Below are 25,124 nucleotides of genomic sequence, written 5' to 3'. Positions count from 1 at the left end.
GAACCCGGAAGTTAAGCCTTTCAGCGCCGATGGTACTGCAACCGAGAGGTTGTGGGAGAGTAGGACGCCGCCGGACATACACTCCGTAGGGGCCACCGCAAGGTGGCCCCTACGTGCATTTACCCGACCGAGAGGTCAGCGAAGGAGCACCACCGTGGCCGAGCAGCGTCGCAACCAGCGTCCCTCCGGAGGCAAGCCCACCGGCGGTGGCCGTCCCTCGTCGAGCCGCGGCTCCGAGGGACGACCGGACCGTGGTGGCCGGCCCGAGCGCGGTGGTCGCCCCGACCGTGGCGGTCGTCAGGACTCGCGTGGTGACCGCGACGCGCGTGGTGGGCAGTCGCGTGACCGTCGCCAGTCCGGTCCTCGTGGTGCCGGCGGTGGCCGGTACGTCGAGAAGGAGGCCCCCCGCTCGGCCGACCAGGCCGTCTACGACGGTCCGGAGCTGCCGGAGGACATCACCGGCAAGGAGCTCGACCGCGCCGTCATCGCCCAGCTGAAGGGTCTGCCCGAGAAGCTGGCCGCCCGGGTGGCGCGCCACCTCGCTGCTGCGGGCGCGCTGATCGACGAGGACCCCGAGACCGCCTACCAGCACACCCTGGCCGCGCGCGCCCGTGCGCCCCGCCTGGCCGTGGTGCGTGAGGCGGCGGGTGAGGCGGCCTACGCCGCCGGGCACTACTCCGAGGCGCTGGCCGACCTGCGGGCCGCGAAGCGGATGAACGGGGCCACGGCCTACCTGCCGATCATCGCCGACTGCCACCGGGCCCTCGGGCAGCCGGAGCAGGCGCTCAAGCTGGCCAAGAGCCCGTCGGTGGCGAACTTCGAGTCCGAGGCGAAGGCGGAGATGACCATCGTCGAGGCCGGGGCCCGCCGTGACATGGGCCAGATGGACGCCGCCCTGCGGACCCTCGAGCTGGCGCCCCTGCAGTCGAAGAACAGGGCCCCCTGGGTCGTCCGGCTGCGCTACGCCTACGCCGACACCCTCGAGGCCGCCGGGCGCACCACCGACGCCCTGGCCTGGTTCCACCGCACGCACGCGATCGACGGCGACGAGCTGACCGACGCCGCCGAGCGGGCCGCCCTGCTGGAGAAGCCCCAGCGCGACTGAGCCGGCCGCCTCCTCAGGGGGTGACCACGGCGAGCACCGCCTCGGTGCCCGCCTCGCGGGTGCCCCACCGGGGGCCCTCGCGGAAGGCGAGCACGGGACGGTCCAGGTAGACCGCCCCGGCGTCGTCGGCCAGGACCCGCACCACCAGCGAGTCGCCCGGGCGCAGCTCGGCGCCGGCCGGGTCGAGCAGCTCGCGGCAGAACGGCGCCGGGTCGGTGGTGACGCCGACGGAGCCGCCTCTGCACAGCACCGGCTCGAGGGAGACCTCGACGGTGGCGTCGGCGCGCAGCCGCACGCCGGCGACGTCCAGGGTGCGTCCGAAGTCGGCGTCGGTGCTCCACAACCCCACGTAGACGGGGCGACCCACGGTGGTGACCGCGGTGACGTGACCGGTGCGCACGGGCAGGGTGGAGGGGTTCGTGACGAACCACCACGCGAACAGCAGCCCGGCGACCGCACCCGCGCCCAGCGCCAGTCGGCGCAGCCACCTGTCCGGCGTGACGCCGAGCGTCGGCTCGCTGCTGTGCTCGGGCATGGCTGGAGCGTAGGGCATGATGAGCGCGTGAGTGCTCCTCTGACCGTGGACAGGCCTGCCCTGGAGGGCAGCGTGGCGGTGCGCGAGGGCCGGCGGCTCAGCTTCGCGGAGTTCGGGTCGCCGCGCGGTCGTGCGGTGGTGTGGATGCACGGCACCCCGGGTGCCCGGCGCCAGATCCCGCTCGAGGCGCGTCGGTGGGCGCTCGAGCACGGTGTGCGGATCATCGGCGTGGACCGCCCGGGCATCGGTTCCTCGACGCCCCACCTCTATCCCGACCTCCTCGACTGGACGCACGACCTGCGCCTGCTCCTCGACGCCCTGGCCGTGGACACCTTCCACCTGGTGGGGCTCTCGGGTGGTGGCCCCTACGTCCTGGCGGCGGGCGCCGCCATGCCCGATCGCGTCCACGGGGTGGCGGTGCTCGGGGGAGTGGCGCCGACGGTGGGGCCCGATGCCGCCGAGGGCGGCCCGATCCGGCTGGCCGTCCGCCTCGCGCCGCTGCTGAGGGCCGGCCGGGTGCCGCTGGGCATCGCGGTGCACCAGCTCATCCGGGTGGCCCGGCCGGTGGCGGGCTCGTGCATCGACCTGTACGCCGCCCTCCAGCCCGACGGTGACCGGACCCTGCTCTCCCGGCCGGAGTTCCGGGCGATGTTCGTCGACGACATCCTCAACGGCAACCGCTTCCAGTCCACGGCCCCGCTCAACGACCTGCTGCTCTTCTGCCGCGACTGGGGCTTCTCACCTGCCGACGTGCGGGTGCCGGTGCGGTGGTGGCACGGCGACGACGACCACATCGTGCCGCTGCGCCACGGCCGGCACGTCGTCGACCTGCTGCCGGACGCGACGCTGCAGGTGATCGAGGGGGAGAGCCACCTCGGCGGCCTGGGCATCGCCCAGGACGTGCTCGGCACCCTGGTCGCGCTCGGCCGGCGCCGCGCCCCGCGGGGCGCCTGAGACGCCGGCGCGACACGAGGTGCGGGGACTGGTGCTCGCGCGCCTCATGGGCCACAATGGTCCCAAACCACATACGTGTCACTCGATCCTTCGAGACTCCTGACGAGACCGCTGGGGAAGGCGTACCTCGCGCCGGAGATGAAGGAGGTCACGGTGACCGCAACGACTGCCACCCGCACCGCGACGAGGGGCGTGCTCTACGTCCACTCAGCACCCTCCGCGCTGTGCCCCCACATCGAGTGGGCCGTGGGCGGCGTGCTCGGCATGCCCGTGAGCCTGGACTGGACCCCCCAGCCGGCGCAGAGCGGCACCTACCGGGCCGAGCTCTCCTGGACCGGAGCGGTCGGCTCGGCGGCCGCGACCGCCTCGGCGCTGCGCGGCTGGAACCACCTGCGCTTCGAGATCACCGAGGAGCCCAGCCCCGGTGTCGAGGGCACGCGCTACTCCTACACCCCCGACCTCGGCGTCTACCACGCCGTCACGGGCCTGCACGGGGACATCATGATCCCCGAGGACCGGCTCAAGGCGGCCGTGGTCAAGGCAGCCGTCGGCGAGACGACCCTGCTGGTCGAGATCGACAAGCTGCTCGGCAAGCCCTGGGACGACGAGCTGGAGACCTTCCGGCACGCCGGCGACGGCGCGCCGGTGCGCTGGCTGCACCAGGTGGTCTGAGCCCAGCCGGAGCGGGTCAGCGGCGGCGCAGCCGGAACCGGGTCGTGTCGGCCCAGCCGTCGTGGGCGGTGAAGCCGTCGTAGTAGGTGAGCTTCGCGCGGATCCGGAACTTCCCCGGCCGGGTCGAGGTCCGGCAGACCGTGAAGGTGTCGCGGCCCTTCTTCTGGTCGGCGTTGTCGGAGAGGGCGCCCGAGGCGAGCTTCCTGCCGCCCGGTGCGACGAGGAACGTCTCCAGGCCCCAGGCCTGGTCGGTCGGGGGGTTCACCCGGTAGCGGTAGCTGTAGTCGCGGCAGCCCTTGCGGAGCACCTGGTCCTTGGCCCAGGTCCGCGCGTGCTCGGAGGCGTCGTGCCGGTCGTCGCCGGTGTGACCCGTGGCGGGCGCACCGCCGGCGGCCCCGAGCAGGCCCGCTGCGAGCAGGCCCGCCAGCGGTGCGGCGAGCAGGCGGTTGAGGGCGGTGGTCATGGAGGCCTCCCGAAGTGACGTCGGTGGATCAACGCGGCTGCCCGCTCCACGTTACGTCCGTCACACCTCCGCCGGAGGCGCGGGGGTCAGAGAGGGATGTTGCCGTGCGCCCCGCGACGCACACCGACGCTCTGCACCGCCTCGTCGATGGCGCGCGCGATGGCCGAGCGGGTCGCGGCCGGCTCGACGACCTCGTCGACGACCCCGATCTCGACGGCACGCTCCACCCCGCCGGCGATCCGCTCGTGCTCGGCGGCCAGCTCGGCCTCCAGCGCGGGCCGGATGTCGGGGGAGACCTCGGCCAGTCGTCGGCGGTGCAGGATGCGCACCGCCGCCACCGCGCCCATCACCGCCACCTCGGCCCCCGGCCAGGCGAAGACCTTGGTGGCACCCAGCGAGCGGGCGTTCATGGCGATGTAGGCGCCGCCGTAGGTCTTGCGGGTCACCAGGGTCACGCGCGGGACCACGCACTCGCCGAAGGCGTGCAGGAGCTTCGCGCCGCGGCGCACGACGCCGTCCCACTCCTGGCCGACGCCCGGCAGGTAGCCGGGGACGTCGACCAGCACGACCAGCGGGATGCCGAAGGCGTCGCACATGCGGACGAACCGGCTGGCCTTCTCGGCCGACAGCGAGTCCAGGCAACCGCCGAGTCGCAGCGGGTTGTTGGCCACGACCCCGACGGTCCGACCGCCGAAGCGACCCAGCGCGGTCACGATGTTGGGTGCCCAGCGTGCGTGGAGCTCCTGGACGGTGCCCTCGTCGAGGACCTGCTCCACCAGCGGGTGCACGTCGTAGGCGCGCTTCTTGGACTCCGGCAGCACCGCCGCCAGGTCGCGGTCCTCGACGTCGGCGACGCGCAGGCTGCCCTGGGCGCCCAGCAGGTTGGCGATCGTGCGGGCGCGCTCGAGGGCCTCCTCCTCGGAGTCGGTGAGCACGTGGACCACCCCGGAGCGTCGTCCGTGCGGCTCGGGCCCGCCCAGGCGCAGCATGTCGACGTCCTCGCCGGTCACCGAGCGCACGACGTCGGGGCCGGTGACGAAGATGCGGCCCTCGGGGCCCAGCACCACCACGTCGGTCAGCGCCGGGCCGTACGCCGCACCGCCGGCGGCCGGGCCCAGCACGACCGAGACCTGCGGGATGCGCCCCGAGGCCTGGGTCATCACCTGGAAGATCCTGCCGACGGCGTGCAGGCTCAGCACGCCCTCGGCCAGCCGCGCGCCGCCCGAGTGCCAGAGCCCGATGATCGGGACCCGGTCGGTCATGGCGCGGTGGTAGGCGTCGACCACGACGCGGCAACCCTGGTCACCCATGGCGCCGCCCATCACGGTGGCGTCGGAGCAGAACGCGACCACCGGGGCGCCGCCGACGGTCCCGACGGCCGCCAGCATCCCCGACTCGTCGTCGGGGGTGATCAGCTCGAGGCTGCCCTCGTCGAGGAGCGCCCCCAGCCGGTGCCGGGGGTGGCGCGGGTCCTGCTCGCGAGGGAGCTTGGCGGGCTTGCCGGCCGAGGTCGGTGCGGCGGCGGGGGCGGAGGCGGTGCTCACGTGGTGGTCTCCTGGTCTCAGGCGCTGCCGAAGGCGACGGCGACGTTGGCGCCGCCGAACCCGAACGAGTTGTTGAGGGCGACGATGTCGCCCATCGGGAGGTCGCGGGCCTTGGTGGCGATGTCGAGGTCGACCGCGGGGTCCTGGTCGTCGAGGTTGATGGTCGGCGGCGAGACCCGGTGGTGCAGGGCCAGCACGGTGGCGACGGCCTCGAGGGCGCCGGCACCGCCGAGCAGGTGCCCGGTCATCGACTTGGTCGAGGTCACGACGACGTCGGAGGCGTGTGCCCCCAGCGTCGCGTGGAGCATCAGGCCCTCGGCGATGTCGCCGAGCGGGGTGGAGGTGGCGTGCGCGTTGACGTGCTTGACGTCGGCGGGGTCGACCTCGCCCTCGGACAGCGCGCGGGCGATGGCCCGGGTGCCGCCGCGTCCCTCGGGGTCGGGCTGGGCGATGTCGTGGGAGTCGGCGGTGACGCCGGCGCCCATGACGACCGCGTAGATGCGGGCGCCGCGCGCCAGGGCGTGCTCCTCGGACTCCAGCACCAGCGCGCCGGACCCCTCGCCGAGCACGAAGCCGTCGCGGGCGGTGTCCCAGGGCCGCGAGACCGTCGTGGGGTCGCCGTCGTTCTTGGACAGCGCCATCATGTTGGCGAAGGCGGCGATGTTGAGCGGGTGGATGGCCGCCTCGGTGCCGCCGGCCACCACGACGTCGGCGCGCCCGAGCCGGATCTGGTCGAGGGCCAGCGAGATCGCCTCGTTGCCGGAGGCGCAGGCCGAGACGGGGGTGCTGGCGAAGGCGCGGGCGCCGAAGGCGAGGCTGACGCTCGCGGCCGGCGCGTTGGGCATCAGCATCGGGACGGCCAGCGGGGACACCCGCCGGGGCCCCTTCTCGAGCAGGGCGTCGTAGTTGGCCAGCAGCGTGGTGACGCCGCCGATGCCGGAGGCGAACGCGACGCCGACCCGGTCGCCGTCGAGGTCCGTGCTCTGGTCGAGGCCGGCGTCGGTCCAGGCCTCGGTGGCCGCGACCATCGCCAGCTGGGTGGATCGGTCCCAGCGCCGTGCCTTGACGCGCTCGAGGACCTCGGAGGGGTCGACCGCCGCGGTGCCGGCGATGCGCACCGGCAGGGTCTCGGCCCAGTCCTGGGTCAGCGGCCGGACGCCGGAACGTCCGTTGACGAGAGCGTCCCAGGTGCTGGGCACGTCACCGCCGACCGGGGAGGTGACCCCGAGACCGGTGACGACGACTCGCTTCGACGACATGCGTGGGTGTCCTTACGTGGAGGGTGGGTGCTGGTTCTGGTGCTGCGGGGGAGCAGCGGGGCCGGCGGCCGCCGCGGGGGCAGCCGCCGGCAGCCTGCTCAGGCCTGGGCGCGCTCGATGTAGGCGACGGCGTCGCCCACGGTCTTGAGGTTCTTGACCTCGTCGTCGGGGATCGAGACGCCGAACTTCTCCTCGGCGGCCACGACGACCTCGACCATGGACAGGGAGTCGACGTCGAGGTCGTCCACGAAGGACTTGTCGAGCTGGACGTCGTCGGTGTCGACGCCGGCGACCTCGTTGACGATCTCGGCGAGGTCGGTGCGGATCTCTTCGGTGGTGGCCATGTGCTGGCTGTCTCCTGTTTCTCGTTGGGTGCTGCGGTCGTGGTGCTGGGTGGTGCTGAGGGTGGGTACGAGGTCGGTCCGGGGTGGGTCAGGGCAGGACGACGACCTGCGCGGCGTACGCGAGCCCGGCGCCGAAGGCGATGAGCAGCGCGGTGTCGCCCGAGCGGGCCTGGCCCTCGGAGACCATCCGGTCGAGGGCGAGCGGGATCGAGGCCGCCGAGGTGTTGCCCTGGTGGATGATGTCGCGGGCGACGGCCACCGACTCGGGCAGCTTCATGGCCCGGGCCATCGCGTCGGTGATGCGGTTGTTGGCCTGGTGGGGCACGAAGCAGTCGAGGTCCTCGACGCCGATGCCGGCGCGGTCGAGGGCCTGCAGCCCGGTCTTGGCCATCTGGAAGGAGGCCCAGCGGAAGACCGCGTTGCCCTGCATCACCAGGTGCGGCATCCGGGGCGACTCGGCGCTGAGCACGTCGCGCCAGTCGTCGCGCGAGCGGATCAGGTCGTACTGCTCGCCGTCGGAGCCCCACACGACCGGCCCGATGCCGGGCTCGTCGCCGGGCCCGACCACGGCCGCCCCGGCGCCGTCGGCGAAGATGAAGGCGGTACCCCGGTCGGTCGGGTCGGTCTGCTCGGAGAGGCGCTCGGCGCCCACGACCAGCACGTGGCGCGCGCTGCCGCCGCGGACCATGTCGGAGGCCAGGGCGATGCCGTGGCAGAAGCCGGCGCAGGCGGCCGAGACGTCGAACGCCGCGGCCTGGTCGGTGCCGAGGTCGTGGGCGACCAGGGTGGCCAGGGCCGGGGTCTGCATGAAGTGGCTGACCGTGGCGACCACGACGCAGTCGATCTGGCGCGGGTCGACACCGGAGCGCTCGAGGGCCTGGCGGGCGGCGGCGACCGACATCATCCGCAGCGACTCGTCGTCGGTGGCCCAGCGGCGCTCCTCGATGCCCGAGCGCTGGCGGATCCACTCGTCGCTGGAGTCGATCTTCTCGACGATCTCGGAGTTGGGGACGACCCGCGAGGGCCGGTAGGCGCCGAGGCCGAGCAGGCGGGCGTGCGGTGCGCCGACCGAGGTGTTCAGCGTGGTGCTCCCGGCGGCCATCAGGCGGCTCCCTCGGGGTGCAGGCGCAGCAGGGGCTGGCCGGGGGAGACGAGGTCTCCGTCCTCGACGAGCCACTCGACGACCTGGCCGCCGTGGGCGGCGGTGATCGAGACCCGGTCGCGGGAGCTGGCGACGTCGCCGACGGCTGCGCCGGCGCTGAGCACCGAGCTGGCGCCGGCGGTCTCGTCGCGGTGGAAGGTGCCCTTGGCGGGGGAGACGACGACCCGCCAGGTCGGGGTGAGGTCGAGACCGGCCGACTCCCCGTGCTTGTCGACGAAGGCACGCGCGTCGTCGAGCTGGTCGGGGGTCTTGAGCGCGAAGGTCTCGACGCCCTTGAGGGCGCGCTTGGCGATGCCGGTCAGGGTGCCGGCGGGGGGCATCTCGAGGATGCCGGTGACGCCGAGGTCCTCCATCGTCTCCAGGCACAGGTCCCAGCGGACCGGGTGGGCGATCTGGCCGACCAGCCGACGCAGGACCTCGCGGCCGTCGTGGACGACCTGGCCGTCGCGGTTGGAGATGACCCGGGTGCGCGGGTCGTGCGTCGAGACCGAACGGGCCAGGGCGCCGAGGTGCTCCACGGCCGGGGCCATGTGGTGGGTGTGGAAGGCGCCGGCCACCGAGAGCGGCACCAGCCGCGCCTTGGCGGGAGGTGCGTCCTTGAGGGCCGCGAGCTGCTCCATGGTGCCGGCGGCCACGACCTGCCCCGGACCGTTGTCGTTGGCGGGGGTCAGGCCCTGGGCCTCGATGGCGGCGAGCACCTCCTCGCGCTCACCGCCCAGCACGGCCGTCATCCCCGTCGGGGTGGCGGCCGCCGCGCTGGCCATGGCGCGCCCGCGCTCGCGCACCAGCACCATCGCCTGCTCGGCGGTGATGACCCGGGCGCCCGCGGCGGCGCCGATCTCGCCGACGCTGTGGCCGGCCACGGCGCCGATTCGCTCGAAGGCGTCGCTGGGGTGGGGGAACAGCTCGAGCGCGGCGACCAGGCCGGTGGCCACGAGCAGCGGCTGGGCGACCTCGGTGGCGCGGATCGCGTCGGCGTCGGCCTCGGTGCCGTAGTGCACCAGGTCGAGGCCGGCGACGGTCGAGAGCCACTCGAAGCGCCGTGCGAAGGCGGGGTCCTCCAGCCAGGGGGTGAGGAAACCGGGGGTCTGGGCTCCCTGACCGGGAGCGACGATGACGAGCACGAGCACTACTGTGCCGCAGCACCTCCTACGACTCACGAGCGCCACGGACGATTTTGGGGGGTGATTCGTTGTCGGGTCCCTACAAAAGGCGCCGATCGGCGCCCGGTACGGGCGGGGGTATGCCGGGGGTGTGCGGGCTCAGTCGGTGGCGGAGCGGCCGGACTGGCGGCCCAGCACCAGGGCGATCTGGAGGGTGAAGGCGTCGCGCGGCTGGGTGGGGTCGAGCCCCACGAGGTCGGTGACCTGGCGCAGGCGGTAGCGCACCGTGTTGGCGTGCACGAAGAGGGCCCGGGCGGTGGCCTCGATCGAGGTGCCGGCCTCGAAGTAGGCGGTCAGGGTGTCGGTGAGGGTGCCGCGCGAGCGCAGCAGGGGCACGTAGACCTCGTCGACCAGGTGCCGACGGGCGTGGCCGTCGCCGCCCAGGGCCCGCTCGGGCAGCAGCTCGTCGGTGCGCACCGGTCGCGGCGCACCGGGCCAGCCGACCGCGACGCGCTGGGCCGAGACGGCTGCGCGTGCCGACAGGTGCGCCTCGGCCAGGCCGTCGGCCACCGGGCCCACGACGACCGGGCCCTCGCCGAACACCTCGATGACGCGCCGCGCGGCCGCACGGGGGTCGGTCACGCCGCCCAGCAGCAGCACGAGGCGGTCGCCCTGGACCGCGCCCAGGGCGTCCATCCCGGCTGCGTGGGCCACGCGCCGCGCCTCCTCGAAGAGGTCGGTCTCGGTCCGTCGAGCAGGGGCGTCGCCGAGCACGACCACCACCTGCCCGCGTCCGCGCCAGCCCAGCGCGCTGGCGCGCGAGGCGATCGTCTCGTCGGCCTCGGCGCGCAGCACCGCGTCGACGACCAGCGCCTCGAGCCGCGCGTCCCACGCACCGCGCGACTCCGCGGCGCGGGCGTAGACCTCGGCGGTCGCGAAGGCGACCTCACGCGCGTAGCGCAGTACCGCCGCGTGCACCTCGGCGGCGTCGTCGGGGTCGAGGAGCGAGTCGACGTTGGCCTCGATGACGTCGATGGACAGGCGGACCAGGTCGACGGTCTGCTGGAGGCTGATCACCCCCGCGAGGGCGCGCGGGGCGGCGCCGAAGACCGAGGAGGCCAGCGCGCCCTCGCCCGACGGTGCGCTGTCGCCGTCCTCGGCGTACCAGCCGACGAAGTGCCGCACGCCGGCCTGCACGATCAGCCCCACCCAGGAGCGGTGCTCGGCGGCCAGGTCGCGGAACCAGGGCAGGGAGGTCTCCATGCGCCCCGTGGCCGCCGTGCTCAGCGCCCCCGTGGAGCGCAGCAGGGTCTGGGCGGCGCGGGTGCGCGACGCGGGGGCGGGATCGACCACCCCTGCAGGCTAGTCCGCGGTCCGCCGCCGCCCGTCGCGGCCGGGTCAAGTTTCGTGGCGCGAAGGGGTGAAAGCCTTACGTGCAAGGGGAAAGTGCGACATGGTGTCCAGATGTCGCAGCGGCCCGACCCCCGGCCAGCGGTCGTCTGCGGCCCCACGACAGGAGGAACGGTGCCCCCGAGCCGTCATCACGTCCAGCACGTCACCATCCACGGCCACCGTCGCGCCTTCGTCAAGGCCGGCGAGGGCCCGGCCCTGCTGCTGCTGCACGGTCTGGGCTGCGACCACACCACCTGGTCGTCGGTCATCGACGGCCTGGCGCGCCGCTACACCGTCATCGCCCCCGACCTGCTGGGCCACGGGCTCTCGGACAAGCCGCGCGCCGACTACAGCGTGGGCGGCTACGCCAACGGGGTGCGCGACCTGCTGACGGTGCTCGGCATCGACAAGGTCACCGTGGTCGGCCACAGCTTCGGCGGCGGCGTCGCGATGCAGTTCGCCTACCAGTTCCCCGAGCGCACCGAGCGGATGATCCTGGTCGCCTCCGGCGGGCTGGGCCCCGAGGTCACCCCGGGCATCCGCGCGATCACCACCCCCGGGTTCCACCAGGTGATGGGCGTGCTGACGCTCCCGGGTGTGCGCCACGTGGGCGCCGCCGGCCTGCGCGGGCTGGCCGCGCTGCCCACCGCCGTCACCCGCGACCTCGCCGAGGTCGCCGACATCTACGACTCGTTCAAGGACCCCCGGGCCCGGGCCGCCATCCGGCACGTGGTGCGTGCGGTGGTCGACTGGAAGGGCCAGATCGTCACCATGGCCGACCGGGCCTACCTCACCGAGGCGATGCCGATGTGCGTGGTGTGGGGGCGCGACGACCACGTCATCCCCGTGCGGCACGCGAACCGGGCCGCGGCGCTGGCGCCCGGGGCACGCATCGAGGTCATCCCGCACAGCGGCCACTTCCCGCACAAGGACCACCCCGAGCGCTTCGTGCAGATCGTGCACGAGTTCGTGCGCAGCACCCGGCCGGCGACCTACTCGCGGGCCCGGTGGCGCCGGCTGCTGGAGAACGGGCCGGCGGACCCGACCGGGGACGTCGCCCCGGTGGTGCCGCTCACGGCGGTGGCCGGCGACGCCGGCGCCTGAGCGGACCCCGGGACGGACCGGACGCACCAGCGGCCCCGAGGCATCGCCTCGGGGCCGCTGCTGTCACGCCGGGTGGACGACGCTCAGGCGTCGCCGCCCTCCTGCTTGACGCCGCTCACCGCGGTGGGGTCGTCGATGCGGTACTTCTCGAACGCCTTGGCCACCAGGCCCGGGTCGATCTCGCCCGCGTCGGCGAGCGCCTGCAGCGAGCGCACCACGACCGACTCGGCGTCGATGTGGAAGAAGCGACGGGCCGCGGGCCGGGTGTCGGCGAAGCCGAAGCCGTCGGCGCCCAGCACGCAGTAGTCGCCGGGGACCCAGCGCGCGATCTGCATCGGCACCGCGGTCATGTAGTCGCTGACGGCCACGAAGGGCCCGTCGTGACCGGCGAGCCTGGTGGTCACGAACGGGGTCCGGGGCTCGGCGGTGGGGTTGAGGAGGTTGTGCTCCTCGGCGGCCACTGCGTCGCGGGCCAGCTCGTTCCACGAGGTGACCGACCAGGTGTCGGCCTGCACGCCCCACTCCTCGGCGAGCAGCACCCGCGCCTTCTCGACCCAGGGGAAGCCCACGCCGGAGGTGAGCAGCTGCACGCGCGGCCCGTCGCCCTGGGCCGTCGAGACCTTGTGCACGCCCTTGAGGATGCCCTCGACGTCGACGTCGTCGGGCTCCTTGGGCTGGTGCACCGGCTCGTTGTAGACGGTGAGGTAGAAGATGACGTTCTCGCCCTCGGGGTGCTCCTCGCTGGTGCCGTACATCCGCTCGAGGCCCGAGCGCATGATGTGCCCGATCTCGTAGGCGAACGCCGGGTCGTAGTGCACGACCGCGGGGTTCGTCGCCGCCAGCAGCGGGGAGTGGCCGTCGGCGTGCTGCAGGCCCTCGCCGGTCAGCGTGGTGCGACCGGCGGTCGCGCCGATGAGGAAGCCGCGCGCCAGCTGGTCGGCCATCGCCCAGATCGAGTCACCGGTGCGCTGGAAGCCGAACATCGAGTAGAAGATGTAGAACGGGATCATGTGCTCGCCGTGCGTGGTGTACGCCGAGCCCGCGGCGGTGGCCGAGGCCATCGCGCCCGCCTCCGAGATCCCCTCGTGCAGCATCTGGCCCTGCTGGGACTCCTTGTAGGAGAGCAGCAGCTTGCGGTCGACCGACTCGTAGAGCTGGCCCTGCGGGTTGTAGACCTTCGCCGAGGGGAACATCGCGTCCATGCCGAAGGTGCGGTACTCGTCAGGCGCGATCGGCACGATGCGCTGGCCGATCTCGGGGTCCTTCATCCAGTCGCGCAGCAGCCGCACGACCGCCATGGTGGTCGCGATGGAGTTCTTGCCCGAGCCCTGCTTGAGCTCGGAGTAGACCTTGTCGCCGGGCAGCTTGAGCGCCTTGGCCCGGTTGACCCGGCGCGGCACGGCGCCGCCGAGCGACGTGCGGCGCTCCATCATGTACTCGATCTCGGGGGAGTCGGCGCCCGGGTGGAAGAACGGCGCGGCGCCGGTCTCCTCGTAGGAGCGCTCGAGGTCGCGGTCGGAGATCGGCAGGTAGAGGCGGTCGCGGAACTTCTTGACGTCGTCCTGCGTCAGCTTCTTCATCTGGTGGGTGGCGTTCTTGCCCTCGAGGGCGTCGATCGTCCAGCCCTTGACGGTCTTGGCCAGGATCACCGTCGGCTGCCCGACGTGCTTCTTGGCGGCGTCGAAGGCCGCGTAGACCTTGCGGTAGTCGTGGCCGCCGCGCGGCAGCTTCTGGATCTGGCGGTCGCTCATGTGCTCGACCATCTTGCGCAGCCGCGGGTCGCCGCCGAAGAAGCTGTCGCGCACGTAGGCGCCGTCCTCGACCGAGTAGGTCTGGAACGCACCGTCGGGGGTGGTGTTCATCTTGTTGACCAGGACGCCGTCGACGTCGCGGGCCAGCAGGTCGTCCCACTCGCGGCCCCACACGACCTTGATGACGTTCCAGCCGGCGCCGCGGAAGGTCGACTCCAGCTCCTGGATGATCTTGCCGTTGCCGCGCACCGGGCCGTCGAGCTGCTGGAGGTTGCAGTTGATGACCCAGGTCAGGTTGTCGAGCTCCTCGCGGGCCGCGACGCCGATGGCGCCCAGCGACTCGGGCTCGGCCATCTCGCCGTCGCCGAGGAAGGCCCACACGTGCTGCTGGTCGGTGTCCTTGATCCCGCGGTTGTGCAGGTAGCGGTTGAAGCGCGCCTGGTAGATGGAGTTGATGCCGGTCAGGCCCATGGAGACCGTGGGGAACTCCCAGAACTCCGGCATCAGGCGCGGGTGGGGGTAGGAGGGCAGACCGGCACCGGTGCCGTGCTGGACCTCCTGGCGGAACCGGTAGAGCTGCTGCTCGTCGAGGCGGCCCTCGAGGAAGGCGCGGGCGTAGACGCCGGGGGAGCCGTGGCCCTGGATGTAGACCTGGTCGCCGCCGCCGGGGGCGTCCTTGCCCTGGAAGAAGTGGTTGAAGCCGACCTCGTAGAGGCTCGCGGAGGACTGGTAGGTGGCGATGTGGCCGCCGACCTCGAGGCCCTTGCGGTTGGCGCTCGAGACCATCACCGCGGCGTTCCAGCGGATGAAGGCGCGGATGCGGCGCTCGACGTCCTCGTCGCCGGGGAACCACGGCTCGCGCTCCGGCGGGATCGTGTTGATGTAGTCGGTGCTGCGCAGGGCCGGGACGCCGACCTGGGTCTCGCGGGCCCGCTCGAGCAGCCGCAGCATCACGTACCGCGCGCGGTCGCGCCCGCGCTCGGCGAGCATCGAGTCGAAGGAGTCGATCCAGTCCTGGGTCTCGTCCGGGTCGATGTCGGGCAGCTGGGTCGGCAGGCCCTCGTGGATCACCGAGGTCTTGGCGGTGCTGCGCGGGACGGGGGTGCTGTCCGCGGGAGTGCCTGTCACAGAGGATGAGTCGTCGGTCACTCGTCCATCGTGGCACGCACGCGGAGGATCCGAAATCTACCCGTCGGTATGTCCTGTATCCGGTCACCGATGTCCTGACAGGCGGTCGTGACCCCCTGGTCGAGCACGCCCGGCGCCCGGGACGGGCCCGGCAGGACGGCCGTCGGAGGGGCTCGACCCCCGCGCGGGAGGTTGCGCCGCCCGCCCAAACCCGCTGGACTGTCCGCACGACCCTGCGGTGCAGTGCCGCGGGTGCGACGACGTGGAGGTCTCAGTTGAGCTCGACCGCGGGTGGCGGGTCCACCCAGACAGGCACCCCGACAGGTCCGGCCGAGCGCCTCGGGCTCGCCAAGGGGATGGTGGTCCAGGAGCTCGGGTGGGACAACGACACCGACGACACGCTGCGGGTGGCGATCGAGGACGCCATCGACGCCGACATGGTCGACGGTGACTACGGCAACGTGGTCGACGCGGTGGTCCTCTGGTACCGCGACGACGACGGCGACCTGGTCGACTCCCTGGTCGACGCGCTCACCGACCTCGTGGGCGGCGGCGCCATCTGGCTGCTGACCCCCCGCATCGGGCGGCCCGGCTCGGTCGACCCCGCCGACGTGGCCGAGGCGGCGCCCATCGCCGGCCTGGCGCAGACCACCACGGCCACGGTCAGCAAGGACTGGGCCGCCACGCGCCTGGTCACCCCCAAGACCCCGGCCTGACCCAGGCCCGGACACCTCGGTCCCGCCCGGTGCCCCGTCGACGGGTCGCCGGGCGCGGCCCCGGCAGATCGGACGTCACGTGATCTCGAAGCTGCTCACCGGTGCGGGTGCCGCCGGCACCAGCCTGCGCGTGCTGGCCCGCGCAGGGGTGCTGCGGCCCTACTCGCCGGTCGTGCTGGCACGGCTGGCCAGGGTGGTCAAGGACTGGGGCACCGGCCCGGCCGGCGGCTTCGCCTCCCTGGCGGTGCGCGCCCCCGACGACGTCGGCCTCGTCGACGAGCTCGGCGAGCTCACCTGGGCCCAGGTGCACTCCCGGTCCAACGCCCTGGCCCGGGCCCTGCGCGAGCGCGGGGTCGGCGAGGGCGACGCGGTGGCGGTGATGTGCCGCAACCACCGCTTCTTCGTCGACGTCACCTGCGCGGTCGCCAAGCTCGGCGCCGACGCCCTCTACCTCAACACCGCCTTCGCCGGCCCCCAGCTGGTCGAGGTGCTGGGGCGCGAGCGGCCCGTCGTGGTCGTGCACGACCAGGAGTTCACCGGCCTGCTCGCCGAGGCCGACGTGGCCGACCGGGTGGTGGCCTGGGTCGACGACGAGCGCGAGCTGGCCGAGGGCACCGCCACCGTGGAGCGGCTCGTCGCCGTCCACGGCACCGGCGACCTCGAGGTGCCCGTGCGCCACGGACGCACCGTCATCCTCACCTCGGGCACCACCGGCACGCCCAAGGCCGCGCCGCGCAGCGAGGCCGGCATCGACGCCGCCGTCTCGCTGCTCTCGACCATGCCGCTGCGACGCGGCTGGCGCTGCTACGTCGCAGCGCCGCTCTTCCACACCTGGGGCTTCGCCCACATGGCGCTGGCCATGCTGCTGGGCACGACCCTGGTGCTGCGCCGCCGCTTCGACCCCGAGGAGGCGCTGCGCACGATCGTGGGGGAGCGCTGCGAGAGCGTCGTGGTGATCCCCGTGATGCTCCAGCGCATCCTGGCGCTGCCCGAGGAGGTGCTGGGCGCCCACGACCTGTCCCACGTCGAGGTGGTCGCCTCCTCCGGGTCCGCGCTGCCCGGCGACCTGGCGGTGACCTGGATGGACCGCTTCGGCGACAACCTGTACTCGACCTACGGCTCGACCGAGGTCGCCTACGCCGCCGTCGCCGGTCCGCAGGACCTGCGCGAGGCGCCCTCGACGGCCGGCCGGCCGCCGTACGCCACGGTGGTCAAGGTGCTCGACGACCGAGGGGTCGAGGTGGCCCCGGGTGAGCCCGGACGGATCTTCGTCGGCAACGGCCTGCTCTTCGAGGGCTACACCGGCGGCGGCTCCAAGGAGGTCGTCGACGGGTTGATGTCGACCGGCGACGTGGGGCGCATCGGCCACGACGGCCGGCTCTACGTCGAGGGCCGCGACGACGACATGATCGTCTCGGGCGGCGAGAACGTCTTCCCCCAGGAGGTCGAGAACTGCATCGCCCGCCACGACGACGTCGCCGAGGTCGCGGCCGTCGGCGTCGACGACGACGACTACGGCCAGCGGCTGCGGGCCTTCGTCGTGCGCCGCGACGGGGCCTCCCTCGACGAGGACGCCGTCAAGGGCTGGGTCAAGCAGCACCTCGCGCGCTACAAGGTGCCCCGGGAGGTCGTCTTCCTCGACGAGCTGCCCCGCAACGCCACCGGCAAGGCGCTCAAGCGCGAGCTGCGGGGCGAGGACGCGTGAGCCAGCACGACCTCGAGCGCCGCGGGCTCACGCTGGGCGGACCCGCCCCCGACTTCACCCTGCGCGACCAGTTCGGCCAGGACGTCACGCTGTCGTCCTACCGGGGCGTCAAGGCGGTCGCGATCCTCTTCTACCCCTACGCCTTCTCGGGCGTGTGCACCAGCGAGATGGCCGGCGTGCGCGACCGGCTGGCCGAGTTCATGACCTTCGACACCGAGGTCCTGGCGATCTCCTGCGACCCGATGTTCGCGCTGCGCGCCTTCGCCGACGCCGACGGCCTGAACTTCCCGCTGCTCTCGGACTTCTGGCCGCACGGCGAGGTCTCGCGCGCCTACGACGTCCTCGACGAGGCCGTGGGCGCCCCGCGCCGCTCGTCGTACGTCGTGGACAAGCAGGGGCTGGTGCGCTGGGCGGTGCACAACGCCAACCCCAAGGGGCGCGACCTCGACGAGCACCTGCGCCAGCTCACCGCGCTGGCCTGAGCCGGCCCGGTCCCGGCCTGGTCTGGACCGGGCCGGGCAAAATCCGCACGGAATGGCCGAGAGCCCTCACGCTCGCCGGGAGCAGCACGTACCGTTGTCGGTGTCGAACCGCTGGTGACCCGAGACGCCAGCGGTTCGACTCATTTCCGACCCGCGTGCGCGAGCGTCTAGTCTGTGGCCCGCCCGCCGGTCCGCTGCGCGTGGGCCCGGGGCGTATAGCTCAGCGGTAGAGCACCTCGCTTACAACGAGGTGGTCGGGGGTTCGATCCCCTCTGCGCCCACTCCGGTCGAAAGTTCTTCGCCTCCGGTCCCATCCGCTCGGGTGAGGGCACCGAAGCACCTGTGACCCGCCTCACCAGGGGCGGGACCCGCAGACCCGTGGAGGGCACCCGGATGAGTGAGACCAGCAGGAGAAACGTGATCGCGGTGGCAGGAGCCGGCGCCGCGGTCGGAGCAGCAGCACTCATGGGCGGGGGCGCCGCCTCGGCCGCCGCCCGCCCCCGCACGATCAGCGCGCAGGAGCCGCTCGTCGCCTACGTCGAGGACCACCGCTCCGACCGGGTGACCCTCATGATCGGCGAGGACGAGGTGGTCGTGCGCGACCGCGACCTCGTCACCCGCCTGCTGGCCGCCATGGGAGGCAAGTGAGATGTCCTCCCACCGCGAAGCCCCCGAGATCTCCAAGGACCCCGTCGCCGACAGCACGGACGTCTACGCCTTCCGCAGCCCGGCCAACCCGGGCAACGTCGTGCTGATCGCCAACTTCATCCCGCTGCAGAAGCCCGACTCCGGACCGAACTTCTTCGAGTTCGGCGACGACGTGCTCTACGAGATCCACGTCTCGAACAAGGGCACCGCCCAGGCCGACATCAGCTACCAGTTCAAGTTCAAGACGAAGGTGCGCAACAACCGCACGTTCCTCTACAACACCGGCCCGATCTCCGACATCGACGACGAGACCTGGAACCGGCCGCAGAGCTACTCGGTCAAGCGGGTCAAGGGCAACGACACCACGACCCTGGGCAGCAACCTGCCCTGCCCGCCCGTCAACGTCGGCAAGCGCTCGACCCCCGACTACGCCAAGCTCGCCGGCCAGGCGGTGCACCAGCTGCCCCGCGGGCGCAAGGTCTTCGCCGGCCAGCGCGCCGACGCGTTCTGGGTCGACCTGGGCAGCATCTTCGACCTCGGCGCGCTGCGTCCCTTCAACGAGGCGCACCTGATCCCGATGGGTGCCATGGACGGCATCAACTCGGTGCAGTCCTTCAACGTGCACACGATCGCCATCGAGGTGCCGATCGACGAGCTCACCCGCGACGGCTCGACGCCCTCGGACCCGATGTCGGCCACGTCGACCATCGGCGTGTGGGCCACCGCCAGCCGCCGCACGTCGCGGGTCTTCAACAAGAAGACCGGCACCTACCGCGACTTCGGCAAGTGGCGCCAGGTCTCGCGCCTGGGCAACCCGCTGTTCAACGAGGTCGTGGTGCCGATGGCCGAGAAGGACCTCTGGAACAGCCGCGAGCCCTCGGGCGACAGCAAGTACCAGAAGTTCGTCTACAAGCCCGAGCTCGCCGGCCTGCTGCCGGTGCTCTACCCGGGCGTGTTCCCGAACCTCGCGGCCTACGACAAGCAGCGCGCCGACCTGCACGCGATCCTGCTCACCGGCATCCCCGAGGGGGTCGTGCCCGGCTTCCAGAACTACACCGGCCCGGTGCCCTCGGACATGCTGCGCCTCAACGTCGCCATCCCGCCCAGCGACGATCCCAACCCGCTGGGGCTCGTGGGCGGCGACCCGGCCGGCTTCCCCAACGGCCGCCGCCTGGAGGACAACGTCACCACGATCGAGATCCGCGCCGTCGCCGGCCTGACCATCCCGCTCGTCGACCCCTCCTTCACCCCCGACGACGCCGCCGCCGCGGTCGAGGACGGCTCGGAGTACACCAACTCGCCGCTGCTGGGCGAGTTCCCCTACCTCGGTCTGCCTGGTGGCGGGTACCAGACCGAGCCCGGCACGACGCAGGCGTCGTGACCGGGGTCGCGACCGTCCCGGGGAGCGGCTCCGGGGGGACCCAGGGGACCAGCCTGCCGGACCACCTGCAGGCCAACCTCGACGAGAACCCCTGGGCCGGCCAGGGATCGGTGCTGCTCGACATCGGGGGCGGCGTGGGGGCCCTCGTCGTCGACATGCCCGCAGCGCTGGTCGGCCACGAGGTCGAGATCGACCCCGCGGACGGTCGCGACCGCCACCACCAGCACGAGGGGCACGACCACGGGCACGACCACGACCACGGGCACGACCACGGGGACGGGCACCACGCGCACCGTCGCCACGTCGCGGTGGTGCCCCGGCGGACCCCCGCCGGCGACCTGCCGTCGGTGGTCTTCCCCGACCTCGCCGAGGGCGCCTACCGGCTCTTCCACCCCGGCACCGACGACGTCGCACTCGACGTTGTGGTGCGCGGCGGCGAGGTCACCTGGGCCACCTGGCCGGCCTGAGCCCCTCCCGCGCAGCGCCGTACCTGGGTACGGTGCTGCGCGGGAGCCCGCGTCGTGGCGGGCGAGGGAGGACGCATGGAGCAGGCACCGTCCGGGTCGGTCGCCGAGAGGCTGGCGGGCAGCCACGTCCTGCTCACCGGGGTCACCGGCTTCGTCGGCGAGGCCCTGCTGCACCTGCTCCTCGAGGAGGTGCCCGGCGTGCGGGTCAGCGTGCTGGTGCGGCCCAAGGGGTCGACCAGCGGCACCGCACGGGTCGCCCGGATGCTGGAGAAGCCGGTCTTCGCCGCAGCGGTCGAGGCCGCCGGCGACGTCGACGCGCTGCTCGCGGCGCGGGTCCACGTGGTGGAGGGCGACCTCGTCGACGTGCCCGACCTGCCCGGGGACCTCGATGCCGTCGTGCACTGCGCCGGCGACGTCAGCTTCGACCCACCGGTCGACGAGGCGTTCGCCACCAACGTCGTGGGCACCCGCGACCTGCTGGAGCGCGTGGCGGCCGCCGGGCGCGAGGGCGGGCGCGAGGTGCACTACCTGCACGTCTCGACGGCGTACGTCGCCGGGCGGCGCCGCGGCCACGTGCCGGAGGCGCCGGTCGAGCACGACGTCGACCTGGAGGCCGAGCTGGCATGGGGCCTGGCCCAGCGCCGCGAGACCGAGCACCGCAGCCGCAGCGCCGACGTGCTGGAGGAGGCGCGCAAGCGGGCCGAGAAGGCCCACTCCCGGGCCGGGCTGCTGACCGCTGCCACCGCCAGCGAGCAGGCCCGGCGCGAGTGGGTGGGCGCCGAGCTGGTGCGGGTCGGGACCGAGCGGGCGCGCAGCCTGGGCTGGACCGACTGCTACACCTTCACCAAGGCGCTGGGCGAGCGGGTGGTCGAGGCCCACGCCCGCGCCGGTCACCGGGTCACGGTGCTGCGCCCCAGCATCATCGAGTCGGCGCTGGAGCGCCCCCACCCGGGGTGGATCGAGGGCTTCAAGATGGCCGAGCCGCTGATCCTGGCCTACGGGCGCGGCGAGCTGCCGGAGTTCCCGGCCGCTGCCGACACGATCGTCGACATCGTGCCGGTCGACCACGTGGTCTCCGCGATCGTGGCGGCGCTCGCGCACCCGCCGGAGCCGGGGGAGGCGGCGTACCTGCACGTCTGCTCGGGCGACCGCAACCCGCTGACCTTCAGCGAGCTCTACGCCCACGTGCGCGCCTACTTCGACGAGCACCCCTTCGAGGTCGGTGACCGCGGGGCGGCCCGGCTGCCCGACTGGCGCTTCCCCGGGGCGGCCTCGGTCGACCGACTCCTGACCACCAGCGAGCGGGCCTTCAAGGTCGCCGACTACGTCGTGGGCCACGCCCCGCGCAGCGACCGCACCCGCTCGGTGGCCCGCGAGCTCGACCGGCGCGGGCGCCGCCTCGACTTCCTGCGCCGCTACCTGACGCTCTACCAGGAGTACGCCCAGGCGGAGCTGCGCTTCTCCGACGACCGGACCTCGGCCCTGCGCGGCCGGCTCTCGGCCGAGGACCAGCGCACCTTCGCCTTCGACACCGCCGCCGTCGACTGGCACACCTACCTGCGCGAGGTGCACTGCCCGGCCGTGACCGCGCCGGTGCGGCGCCTCGACGAGCTGCGCGCCCGCCGCCAGGGGGCGGCCCGGGGGCGCAGCGCCGGCGGGGCCCGGCTGCCCGAGGTCGGGGGCCGCGAGGCGGCCGACCCCGCGCGGGTGGCGGCCTTCTTCGACATGGACGGCACCCTGCTCTCCTCCAACGTCATCGAGACCTTCCTGTGGCTGCGCCTGCAGGAGCTCGACGGCGCCGGTCGCTTCGCCGAGCTGGTGCGGGTGGCGTCGCGGGTGCCCGCGCTGGTGCGGGCCGAGCGCCGCGAGCGCAGCGCGTTCCTGCGCGCGGTCTACCGCGACTACGAGGGGGCCCGGCTCGCCGACCTCGAGGCGGTGGCCGACGAGCTGCTCGGCGACCACGTGCTCTCGCGCCTGGCCCCGGCCGCCGTACGACGGGTGCGCGAGCACCGGCGCGCCGGGCACCGCACGGTGCTGATCACCGGAGCGGTCCGGCCGCTGACCCGTCCGCTGGCGCCGCTCTTCGACCACGTGGAGGCCGCCGAGCTGGCCACCGACGCCGACGGCGTGTGCACCGGGCACCTGGCCGGGTCGCCGCTGGTGGGGGAGTCCCGCGCCGCGTTCATGCGCGACTGGGCGGCCCGCCACGACGTCGACCTCGCCCGCTCCTACGCCTACGCCGACTCCCACTCCGACCTGCCGCTGCTGGCCGCCGCCGGCCACCCGGTGGCGGTGCGCCCCGACGTGCCGCTCTACCGCCACGCGCGCCGGCACCACTGGACCATCGTCGACTGGGCCAGCCCGGCCACCGCCGGCCGGAGCCTCAACCCCGCGGGGTCGCGCCGATGATGCTGGCCCTGGAGATGTTCCGCTCGGTGCCGCGCACGGTCGCGGGCCGGGCGGTGGGCTCGCGCGTGCCGGGCGTGCTCTCGGGCTTCGCGGCGCCGCTGCGGCTGGTGACGACCGAGCCGCCGGTCGTGCGCCGCCCGGGCTGGGCCCGGCTGCGCACCCGCCTCAGCGGCATCTGCGGCTCCGACCTCTCGATGCTCTCGGGGCGCACCAGCCTCTACTTCTCCGCGGTCGTGTCGCTGCCGTTCGTGCCGGGCCACGAGGTGGTCGCCGACCTGCTCGACGACTGCGACGACCTGCCGGCCGGCACCCGGGTCGTGCTGGACCCGGTGCTCGCGTGCGCCGCCCGCGGCCTCGAGCCCTGCGAGGGCTGCGCCGCGGGAGCCACGAACAGGTGCTCGCGGATCACCGTCGGCGACCTCTCCGCCGGCCTGCAGACCGGGTTCTGCCACGACACCGGCGGCGGCTGGGGCCAGCAGCTCGCGGCGCACCGCAGCCAGCTGCACGCCGTGCCCGAGGCGTGGTCCGACACCCGCGCGCTGCTCGTCGAGCCGCTGGCCTGCGCGGTGCACACCGCGCTGCGCGCCGGCGTCGTCGAGGGCGACCGGGTCCTGGTCAGCGGGGCCGGGGCCGTCGGCCTGCTCGCCACCCTCGCCCTGCGCGAGCTGACCCCGGCCGCCGAGATCGTGGTGGTCGCCAAGCACGCCCACCAGCGCGAGCTGGCCCTGGCCCTGGGGGCCACCGACGTGGTGGCGCCGCGCGAGGTGCTGCGCCGCGTCCGCCGCGCCACCGGCGCGTTCGCGCTGCGGCCCACCCTGTCCTCGGCGTACCTGCTCGGCGGGGTCGACGTCGCCGTCGACGCGGTCGGCTCCAAGCAGTCGCTGGAGACGTCGCTGCAGGCGACCCGGGCCGGCGGGCGCGTCGTGCTCTCGGGCATGCCCCAGCCCGCCGACCTGTCGGCCGCCTGGTTCCGCGAGCTGGAGGTCGTCGGCACCTACGCCTCGGCGCACCGCGAGCCCGGGGGGCGCAGCGCCTTCGAGAGGGCGCTCGCCCTCGGCGGCCACGAGGCGCTCGGCCCGGTCGCCGACACGGTGGCGACCTACCCGCTGCACCGCTGGCGCGAGGCGCTGGACCACGCCCACTCGACCGGTCGCCTCGGCACGGTGAAGGTGGCACTCGACCCCAGGAGAACCGCATGAGGAGGTCCCCGTGACCCGACCAGGCTTCGTGCTCGAGGTCGACGACCGCACCCCGCCGCTGGTGGTCCACGAGGGGCTGGGCTTCCGCCTCGAGGACTTCCCGCTCGGGACCCGGGTGATCTACCCACCCGAGTCGCTGCCCGGCGTCGCCGACGTCGAGGGCGCGGTGCGCGAGGCGCTGCTGCACCCCGTCGACAGCGACCCGCTGCCCGAGCGGCTCTTCGCCGGGATGCGGCTGACCATCGCCTTCGACGACCTGTCGCTGCCGCTGCCCACGATGCGCCGCCCCGACATCCGCCAGCGCGTCATCGAGCAGGTGCTGACCATGGCCGCCGAGGCCGGTGTCGACGACGTCGAGATCATCGCCGCCAACGCGCTGCACCGGAGGATGACCCCGGCCGAGCTCGAGCACATCGTCGGCGAGCGGGTCTTCCGCTCCTTCCACCCCCAGGGCCGGCTCTACAACTTCGACGCCGAGGACCGCGACGCGCTGAGCCACCTCGGCACCACCGAGCTCGGCGAGGACGTCGAGATCAGCAGGCGGGCCGCCGAGTCCGACCTGCTCGTCTACGTCAACGTCAACCTCGTCGCCATGGACGGCGGCCACAAGTCGGTGGGCATCGGGCTGGCGTCGTACAAGAGCCTGCGCCACCACCACAACGCCCACACGATGGTGCACTCGCGCTCGTTCATGGACCACGAGCGCTCCGCGATGCACCAGTCGGCGTGGCGCATCGGGCGCGTCATCAAGGACACGGTGCCGGTCTTCCAGGTCGAGACCACGCTCAACAACGACGTCTTCCCCCGTCCCTACGAGTTCCTGATGAAGCGCGAGTGGGAGTGGTCGGTGCGCGACCAGGCCTCGATGCTCGCGGTGCGGCGCGGGCTGGCGCTGGCCCCGCAACGGATGCGCCACCGGCTCTTCCACGACCTGAGGGCGCCGTACGGGCTGACCGGCATCGCGGCCGGCGAGGTCGAGGCCGTGCACGAGCAGACCCTGGCGCGGGTGCACCGCCAGCAGCTGGTCGAGGTGCAGGGCGTCTCCGACGTGCTGGTGATGGGGGTGCCCTACCTGGGGCCCTACAACGTCAACAGCTCGATGAACCCGGTCCTGGCCACCTGCATGGGGCTGGGCTACTACTTCAACTCCTACCGCGGGCACCCGGTCGTGCGGCGCGGGGGAGCGGTGATCCTCTACCACCCGCTCGACGAGGGCTTCCACCAGCTGCACCACCCGTCGTACGTCGACTTCTACGAGGAGGTGCTCGCCGAGACCACCGACCCGGCCGAGATCGGTGAGAAGTACGAGCAGCAGTTCGCCGAGGACCCGTGGTACCGCCACCTCTACCGCACCTCGCACGCCTACCACGGGGTGCACCCCTTCTACATGTGGTACTGGGCGGCGCACGCGATGGACCACGTGGGTGACGTGATCTGGGTCGGCGGCGACCGGCGCGCGGCAGCCAGGCTGGGCTTCCGGGCCGCCTCGACGCTGGCCGACGCCCTCGAGATGGCCTCGGGCACGGTCGGCACCAGCCCGTCGATCACCTACCTCCACAACCCGCCGCACCTGCTCGCCGACGTGCGGGTCTGAGGGGGCG

The 25,124-nt window shown here is 73.3% G+C and carries 22 protein-coding genes, 1 tRNA gene and 1 rRNA gene; 15 read left to right on the top strand and 9 right to left on the bottom strand.

Features of this window, described 5'->3' with window-relative positions; all coding sequences use genetic code 11:
* Both rrf and OCU29_RS15395 read left to right on the top strand, forming a co-directional pair.
* Window positions 1-76, top strand: a 5S ribosomal RNA gene (gene rrf, locus OCU29_RS15400); the annotation flags it as partial.
* Between the two features lie 78 nt (window positions 77-154).
* On the top strand, window positions 155-1,105 hold the full coding sequence (locus tag OCU29_RS15395) for a tetratricopeptide repeat protein (protein ID WP_261820598.1): 951 nt from the start codon (window positions 155-157) through the stop codon (window positions 1,103-1,105).
* Between the two features lie 13 nt (window positions 1,106-1,118).
* Here the strand turns inward: OCU29_RS15395 and OCU29_RS15390 are convergent, their stop codons facing one another.
* Window positions 1,119-1,640, bottom strand: coding sequence for a hypothetical protein (locus tag OCU29_RS15390; RefSeq protein ID WP_261820597.1), 522 nt, complete (start codon window positions 1,638-1,640; stop codon window positions 1,119-1,121).
* Between the two features lie 27 nt (window positions 1,641-1,667).
* On the opposite strand from OCU29_RS15390, the gene OCU29_RS15385 reads away from it, so the two are divergent.
* Both OCU29_RS15385 and OCU29_RS15380 read left to right on the top strand, forming a co-directional pair.
* Entirely contained in the window at window positions 1,668-2,594 is a 927-nt protein-coding gene (locus tag OCU29_RS15385) for an alpha/beta fold hydrolase (protein WP_261820596.1), read from the top strand.
* Window positions 2,595-2,732: 138 nt separating this feature from the next.
* Window positions 2,733-3,266, top strand: a complete 534-nt coding sequence (locus OCU29_RS15380; RefSeq protein WP_179616874.1) for a DUF3145 domain-containing protein — start codon at window positions 2,733-2,735, stop codon at window positions 3,264-3,266.
* 16 nt (window positions 3,267-3,282) lie between these two features.
* On the opposite strand, the gene OCU29_RS15375 is transcribed toward OCU29_RS15380, so the two are convergent.
* From OCU29_RS15375 to OCU29_RS15345, 7 genes are all read right to left on the bottom strand, one after another.
* The gene (locus OCU29_RS15375; protein WP_261820595.1) at window positions 3,283-3,729 is read right to left on the bottom strand and encodes a hypothetical protein; all 447 of its coding nucleotides are present in this window, start codon (window positions 3,727-3,729) and stop codon (window positions 3,283-3,285) included.
* Between the two features lie 86 nt (window positions 3,730-3,815).
* Window positions 3,816-5,273: an acyl-CoA carboxylase subunit beta gene (locus OCU29_RS15370; RefSeq protein WP_179616872.1), complete on the bottom strand. Its 1,458-nt coding sequence runs from the start codon at window positions 5,271-5,273 to the stop codon at window positions 3,816-3,818.
* Window positions 5,274-5,290: 17 nt separating this feature from the next.
* On the bottom strand, window positions 5,291-6,532 hold the full coding sequence (gene fabF / locus OCU29_RS15365) for a beta-ketoacyl-ACP synthase II (protein ID WP_179616871.1): 1,242 nt from the start codon (window positions 6,530-6,532) through the stop codon (window positions 5,291-5,293).
* Window positions 6,533-6,630: 98 nt separating this feature from the next.
* A complete protein-coding gene (locus tag OCU29_RS15360) occupies window positions 6,631-6,876 on the bottom strand; it encodes an acyl carrier protein (RefSeq protein WP_179616869.1) in 246 nt (81 codons plus the stop codon).
* 88 nt (window positions 6,877-6,964) lie between these two features.
* Window positions 6,965-7,978, bottom strand: coding sequence for a beta-ketoacyl-ACP synthase III (locus OCU29_RS15355; protein ID WP_179616868.1), 1,014 nt, complete (start codon window positions 7,976-7,978; stop codon window positions 6,965-6,967).
* Window positions 7,978-9,162: an acyltransferase domain-containing protein gene (locus OCU29_RS15350; protein WP_261820594.1), complete on the bottom strand. Its 1,185-nt coding sequence runs from the start codon at window positions 9,160-9,162 to the stop codon at window positions 7,978-7,980. Before OCU29_RS15350 ends, OCU29_RS15355 begins: the two co-directional genes overlap by 1 nt.
* A gap of 138 nt (window positions 9,163-9,300) precedes the next feature.
* Window positions 9,301-10,494 (bottom strand): CdaR family transcriptional regulator, encoded by a 1,194-nt coding sequence (locus tag OCU29_RS15345; RefSeq protein ID WP_261820593.1) that lies wholly within the window; start codon window positions 10,492-10,494, stop codon window positions 9,301-9,303.
* A 171-nt stretch (window positions 10,495-10,665) separates the two neighbouring features.
* Between OCU29_RS15345 and OCU29_RS15340 the strand changes: the two genes are divergently transcribed.
* Window positions 10,666-11,637 (top strand): alpha/beta fold hydrolase, encoded by a 972-nt coding sequence (locus tag OCU29_RS15340; RefSeq protein ID WP_261820592.1) that lies wholly within the window; start codon window positions 10,666-10,668, stop codon window positions 11,635-11,637.
* Between the two features lie 83 nt (window positions 11,638-11,720).
* On the opposite strand, the gene aceE is transcribed toward OCU29_RS15340, so the two are convergent.
* Complete coding sequence (gene aceE, locus OCU29_RS15335; protein WP_261820610.1) at window positions 11,721-14,459, bottom strand: pyruvate dehydrogenase (acetyl-transferring), homodimeric type; 2,739 nt, start codon at window positions 14,457-14,459, stop codon at window positions 11,721-11,723.
* Window positions 14,460-14,791: 332 nt separating this feature from the next.
* On the opposite strand from aceE, the gene OCU29_RS15330 reads away from it, so the two are divergent.
* From OCU29_RS15330 to OCU29_RS15285, 10 genes are all read left to right on the top strand, one after another.
* Window positions 14,792-15,232 carry a DUF3052 domain-containing protein gene (locus OCU29_RS15330; RefSeq protein ID WP_179616865.1) on the top strand — a complete coding sequence of 147 codons (441 nt, stop codon included), beginning with the start codon at window positions 14,792-14,794 and terminating at the stop codon, window positions 15,230-15,232.
* A 79-nt stretch (window positions 15,233-15,311) separates the two neighbouring features.
* Window positions 15,312-16,937 (top strand): AMP-binding protein, encoded by a 1,626-nt coding sequence (locus OCU29_RS15325; protein WP_261820591.1) that lies wholly within the window; start codon window positions 15,312-15,314, stop codon window positions 16,935-16,937.
* Window positions 16,934-17,419 carry a peroxiredoxin gene (locus OCU29_RS15320; RefSeq protein ID WP_261820590.1) on the top strand — a complete coding sequence of 162 codons (486 nt, stop codon included), beginning with the start codon at window positions 16,934-16,936 and terminating at the stop codon, window positions 17,417-17,419. Before OCU29_RS15325 ends, OCU29_RS15320 begins: the two co-directional genes overlap by 4 nt.
* A gap of 209 nt (window positions 17,420-17,628) precedes the next feature.
* Window positions 17,629-17,700 (top strand) — tRNA-Val (locus OCU29_RS15315).
* Between the two features lie 112 nt (window positions 17,701-17,812).
* Window positions 17,813-18,067, top strand: a complete 255-nt coding sequence (locus OCU29_RS15310) for a hypothetical protein (RefSeq protein WP_179616862.1) — start codon at window positions 17,813-17,815, stop codon at window positions 18,065-18,067.
* A 1-nt stretch (window position 18,068) separates the two neighbouring features.
* A complete protein-coding gene (locus tag OCU29_RS15305) occupies window positions 18,069-19,448 on the top strand; it encodes a DUF4331 domain-containing protein (RefSeq protein WP_179616861.1) in 1,380 nt (459 codons plus the stop codon).
* Window positions 19,445-19,915 (top strand): hypothetical protein, encoded by a 471-nt coding sequence (locus tag OCU29_RS15300; RefSeq protein ID WP_261820589.1) that lies wholly within the window; start codon window positions 19,445-19,447, stop codon window positions 19,913-19,915. The genes OCU29_RS15305 and OCU29_RS15300 overlap by 4 nt, the downstream gene beginning before the upstream one ends.
* A gap of 75 nt (window positions 19,916-19,990) precedes the next feature.
* Window positions 19,991-22,324 (top strand): HAD-IB family hydrolase, encoded by a 2,334-nt coding sequence (locus OCU29_RS15295; RefSeq protein WP_261820588.1) that lies wholly within the window; start codon window positions 19,991-19,993, stop codon window positions 22,322-22,324.
* Entirely contained in the window at window positions 22,321-23,523 is a 1,203-nt protein-coding gene (locus OCU29_RS15290) for a zinc-binding dehydrogenase (RefSeq protein WP_261820587.1), read from the top strand. Before OCU29_RS15295 ends, OCU29_RS15290 begins: the two co-directional genes overlap by 4 nt.
* 10 nt (window positions 23,524-23,533) lie before the next feature.
* A complete protein-coding gene (locus OCU29_RS15285) occupies window positions 23,534-25,117 on the top strand; it encodes a nickel-dependent lactate racemase (RefSeq protein ID WP_261820586.1) in 1,584 nt (527 codons plus the stop codon).
* The last annotated feature ends 7 nt before the right edge of the window (window positions 25,118-25,124 follow it).

Source organism: Nocardioides sp. OK12 (assembly GCF_024341885.1).
Lineage (GTDB): Bacteria > Actinomycetota > Actinomycetes > Propionibacteriales > Nocardioidaceae > Nocardioides > Nocardioides marinisabuli.
Note: the sequence above shows the minus strand (reverse complement) of the source record. Positions and strands in the feature narration are given on the sequence as shown.

Excerpts from the sequence above, each read along its gene's own strand:
- OCU29_RS15390 (WP_261820597.1), bottom strand. The coding sequence starts at position 1,640 with ATGCCCGAGCACAGCAGCGAGCCGACGCTCGGCGTCACGCCGGACAGG.
- OCU29_RS15380 (WP_179616874.1), top strand. The coding sequence starts at position 2,733 with ATGAAGGAGGTCACGGTGACCGCAACGACTGCCACCCGCACCGCGACG.
- OCU29_RS15375 (WP_261820595.1), bottom strand. The coding sequence starts at position 3,729 with ATGACCACCGCCCTCAACCGCCTGCTCGCCGCACCGCTGGCGGGCCTG.
- fabF (WP_179616871.1), bottom strand. The coding sequence starts at position 6,532 with ATGTCGTCGAAGCGAGTCGTCGTCACCGGTCTCGGGGTCACCTCCCCG.
- OCU29_RS15360 (WP_179616869.1), bottom strand. The coding sequence starts at position 6,876 with ATGGCCACCACCGAAGAGATCCGCACCGACCTCGCCGAGATCGTCAAC.
- OCU29_RS15355 (WP_179616868.1), bottom strand. The coding sequence starts at position 7,978 with ATGGCCGCCGGGAGCACCACGCTGAACACCTCGGTCGGCGCACCGCAC.
- OCU29_RS15310 (WP_179616862.1), top strand. The coding sequence starts at position 17,813 with ATGAGTGAGACCAGCAGGAGAAACGTGATCGCGGTGGCAGGAGCCGGC.
- OCU29_RS15305 (WP_179616861.1), top strand. The coding sequence starts at position 18,069 with ATGTCCTCCCACCGCGAAGCCCCCGAGATCTCCAAGGACCCCGTCGCC.
- OCU29_RS15295 (WP_261820588.1), top strand. The coding sequence starts at position 19,991 with ATGGAGCAGGCACCGTCCGGGTCGGTCGCCGAGAGGCTGGCGGGCAGC.
- OCU29_RS15290 (WP_261820587.1), top strand. The coding sequence starts at position 22,321 with ATGATGCTGGCCCTGGAGATGTTCCGCTCGGTGCCGCGCACGGTCGCG.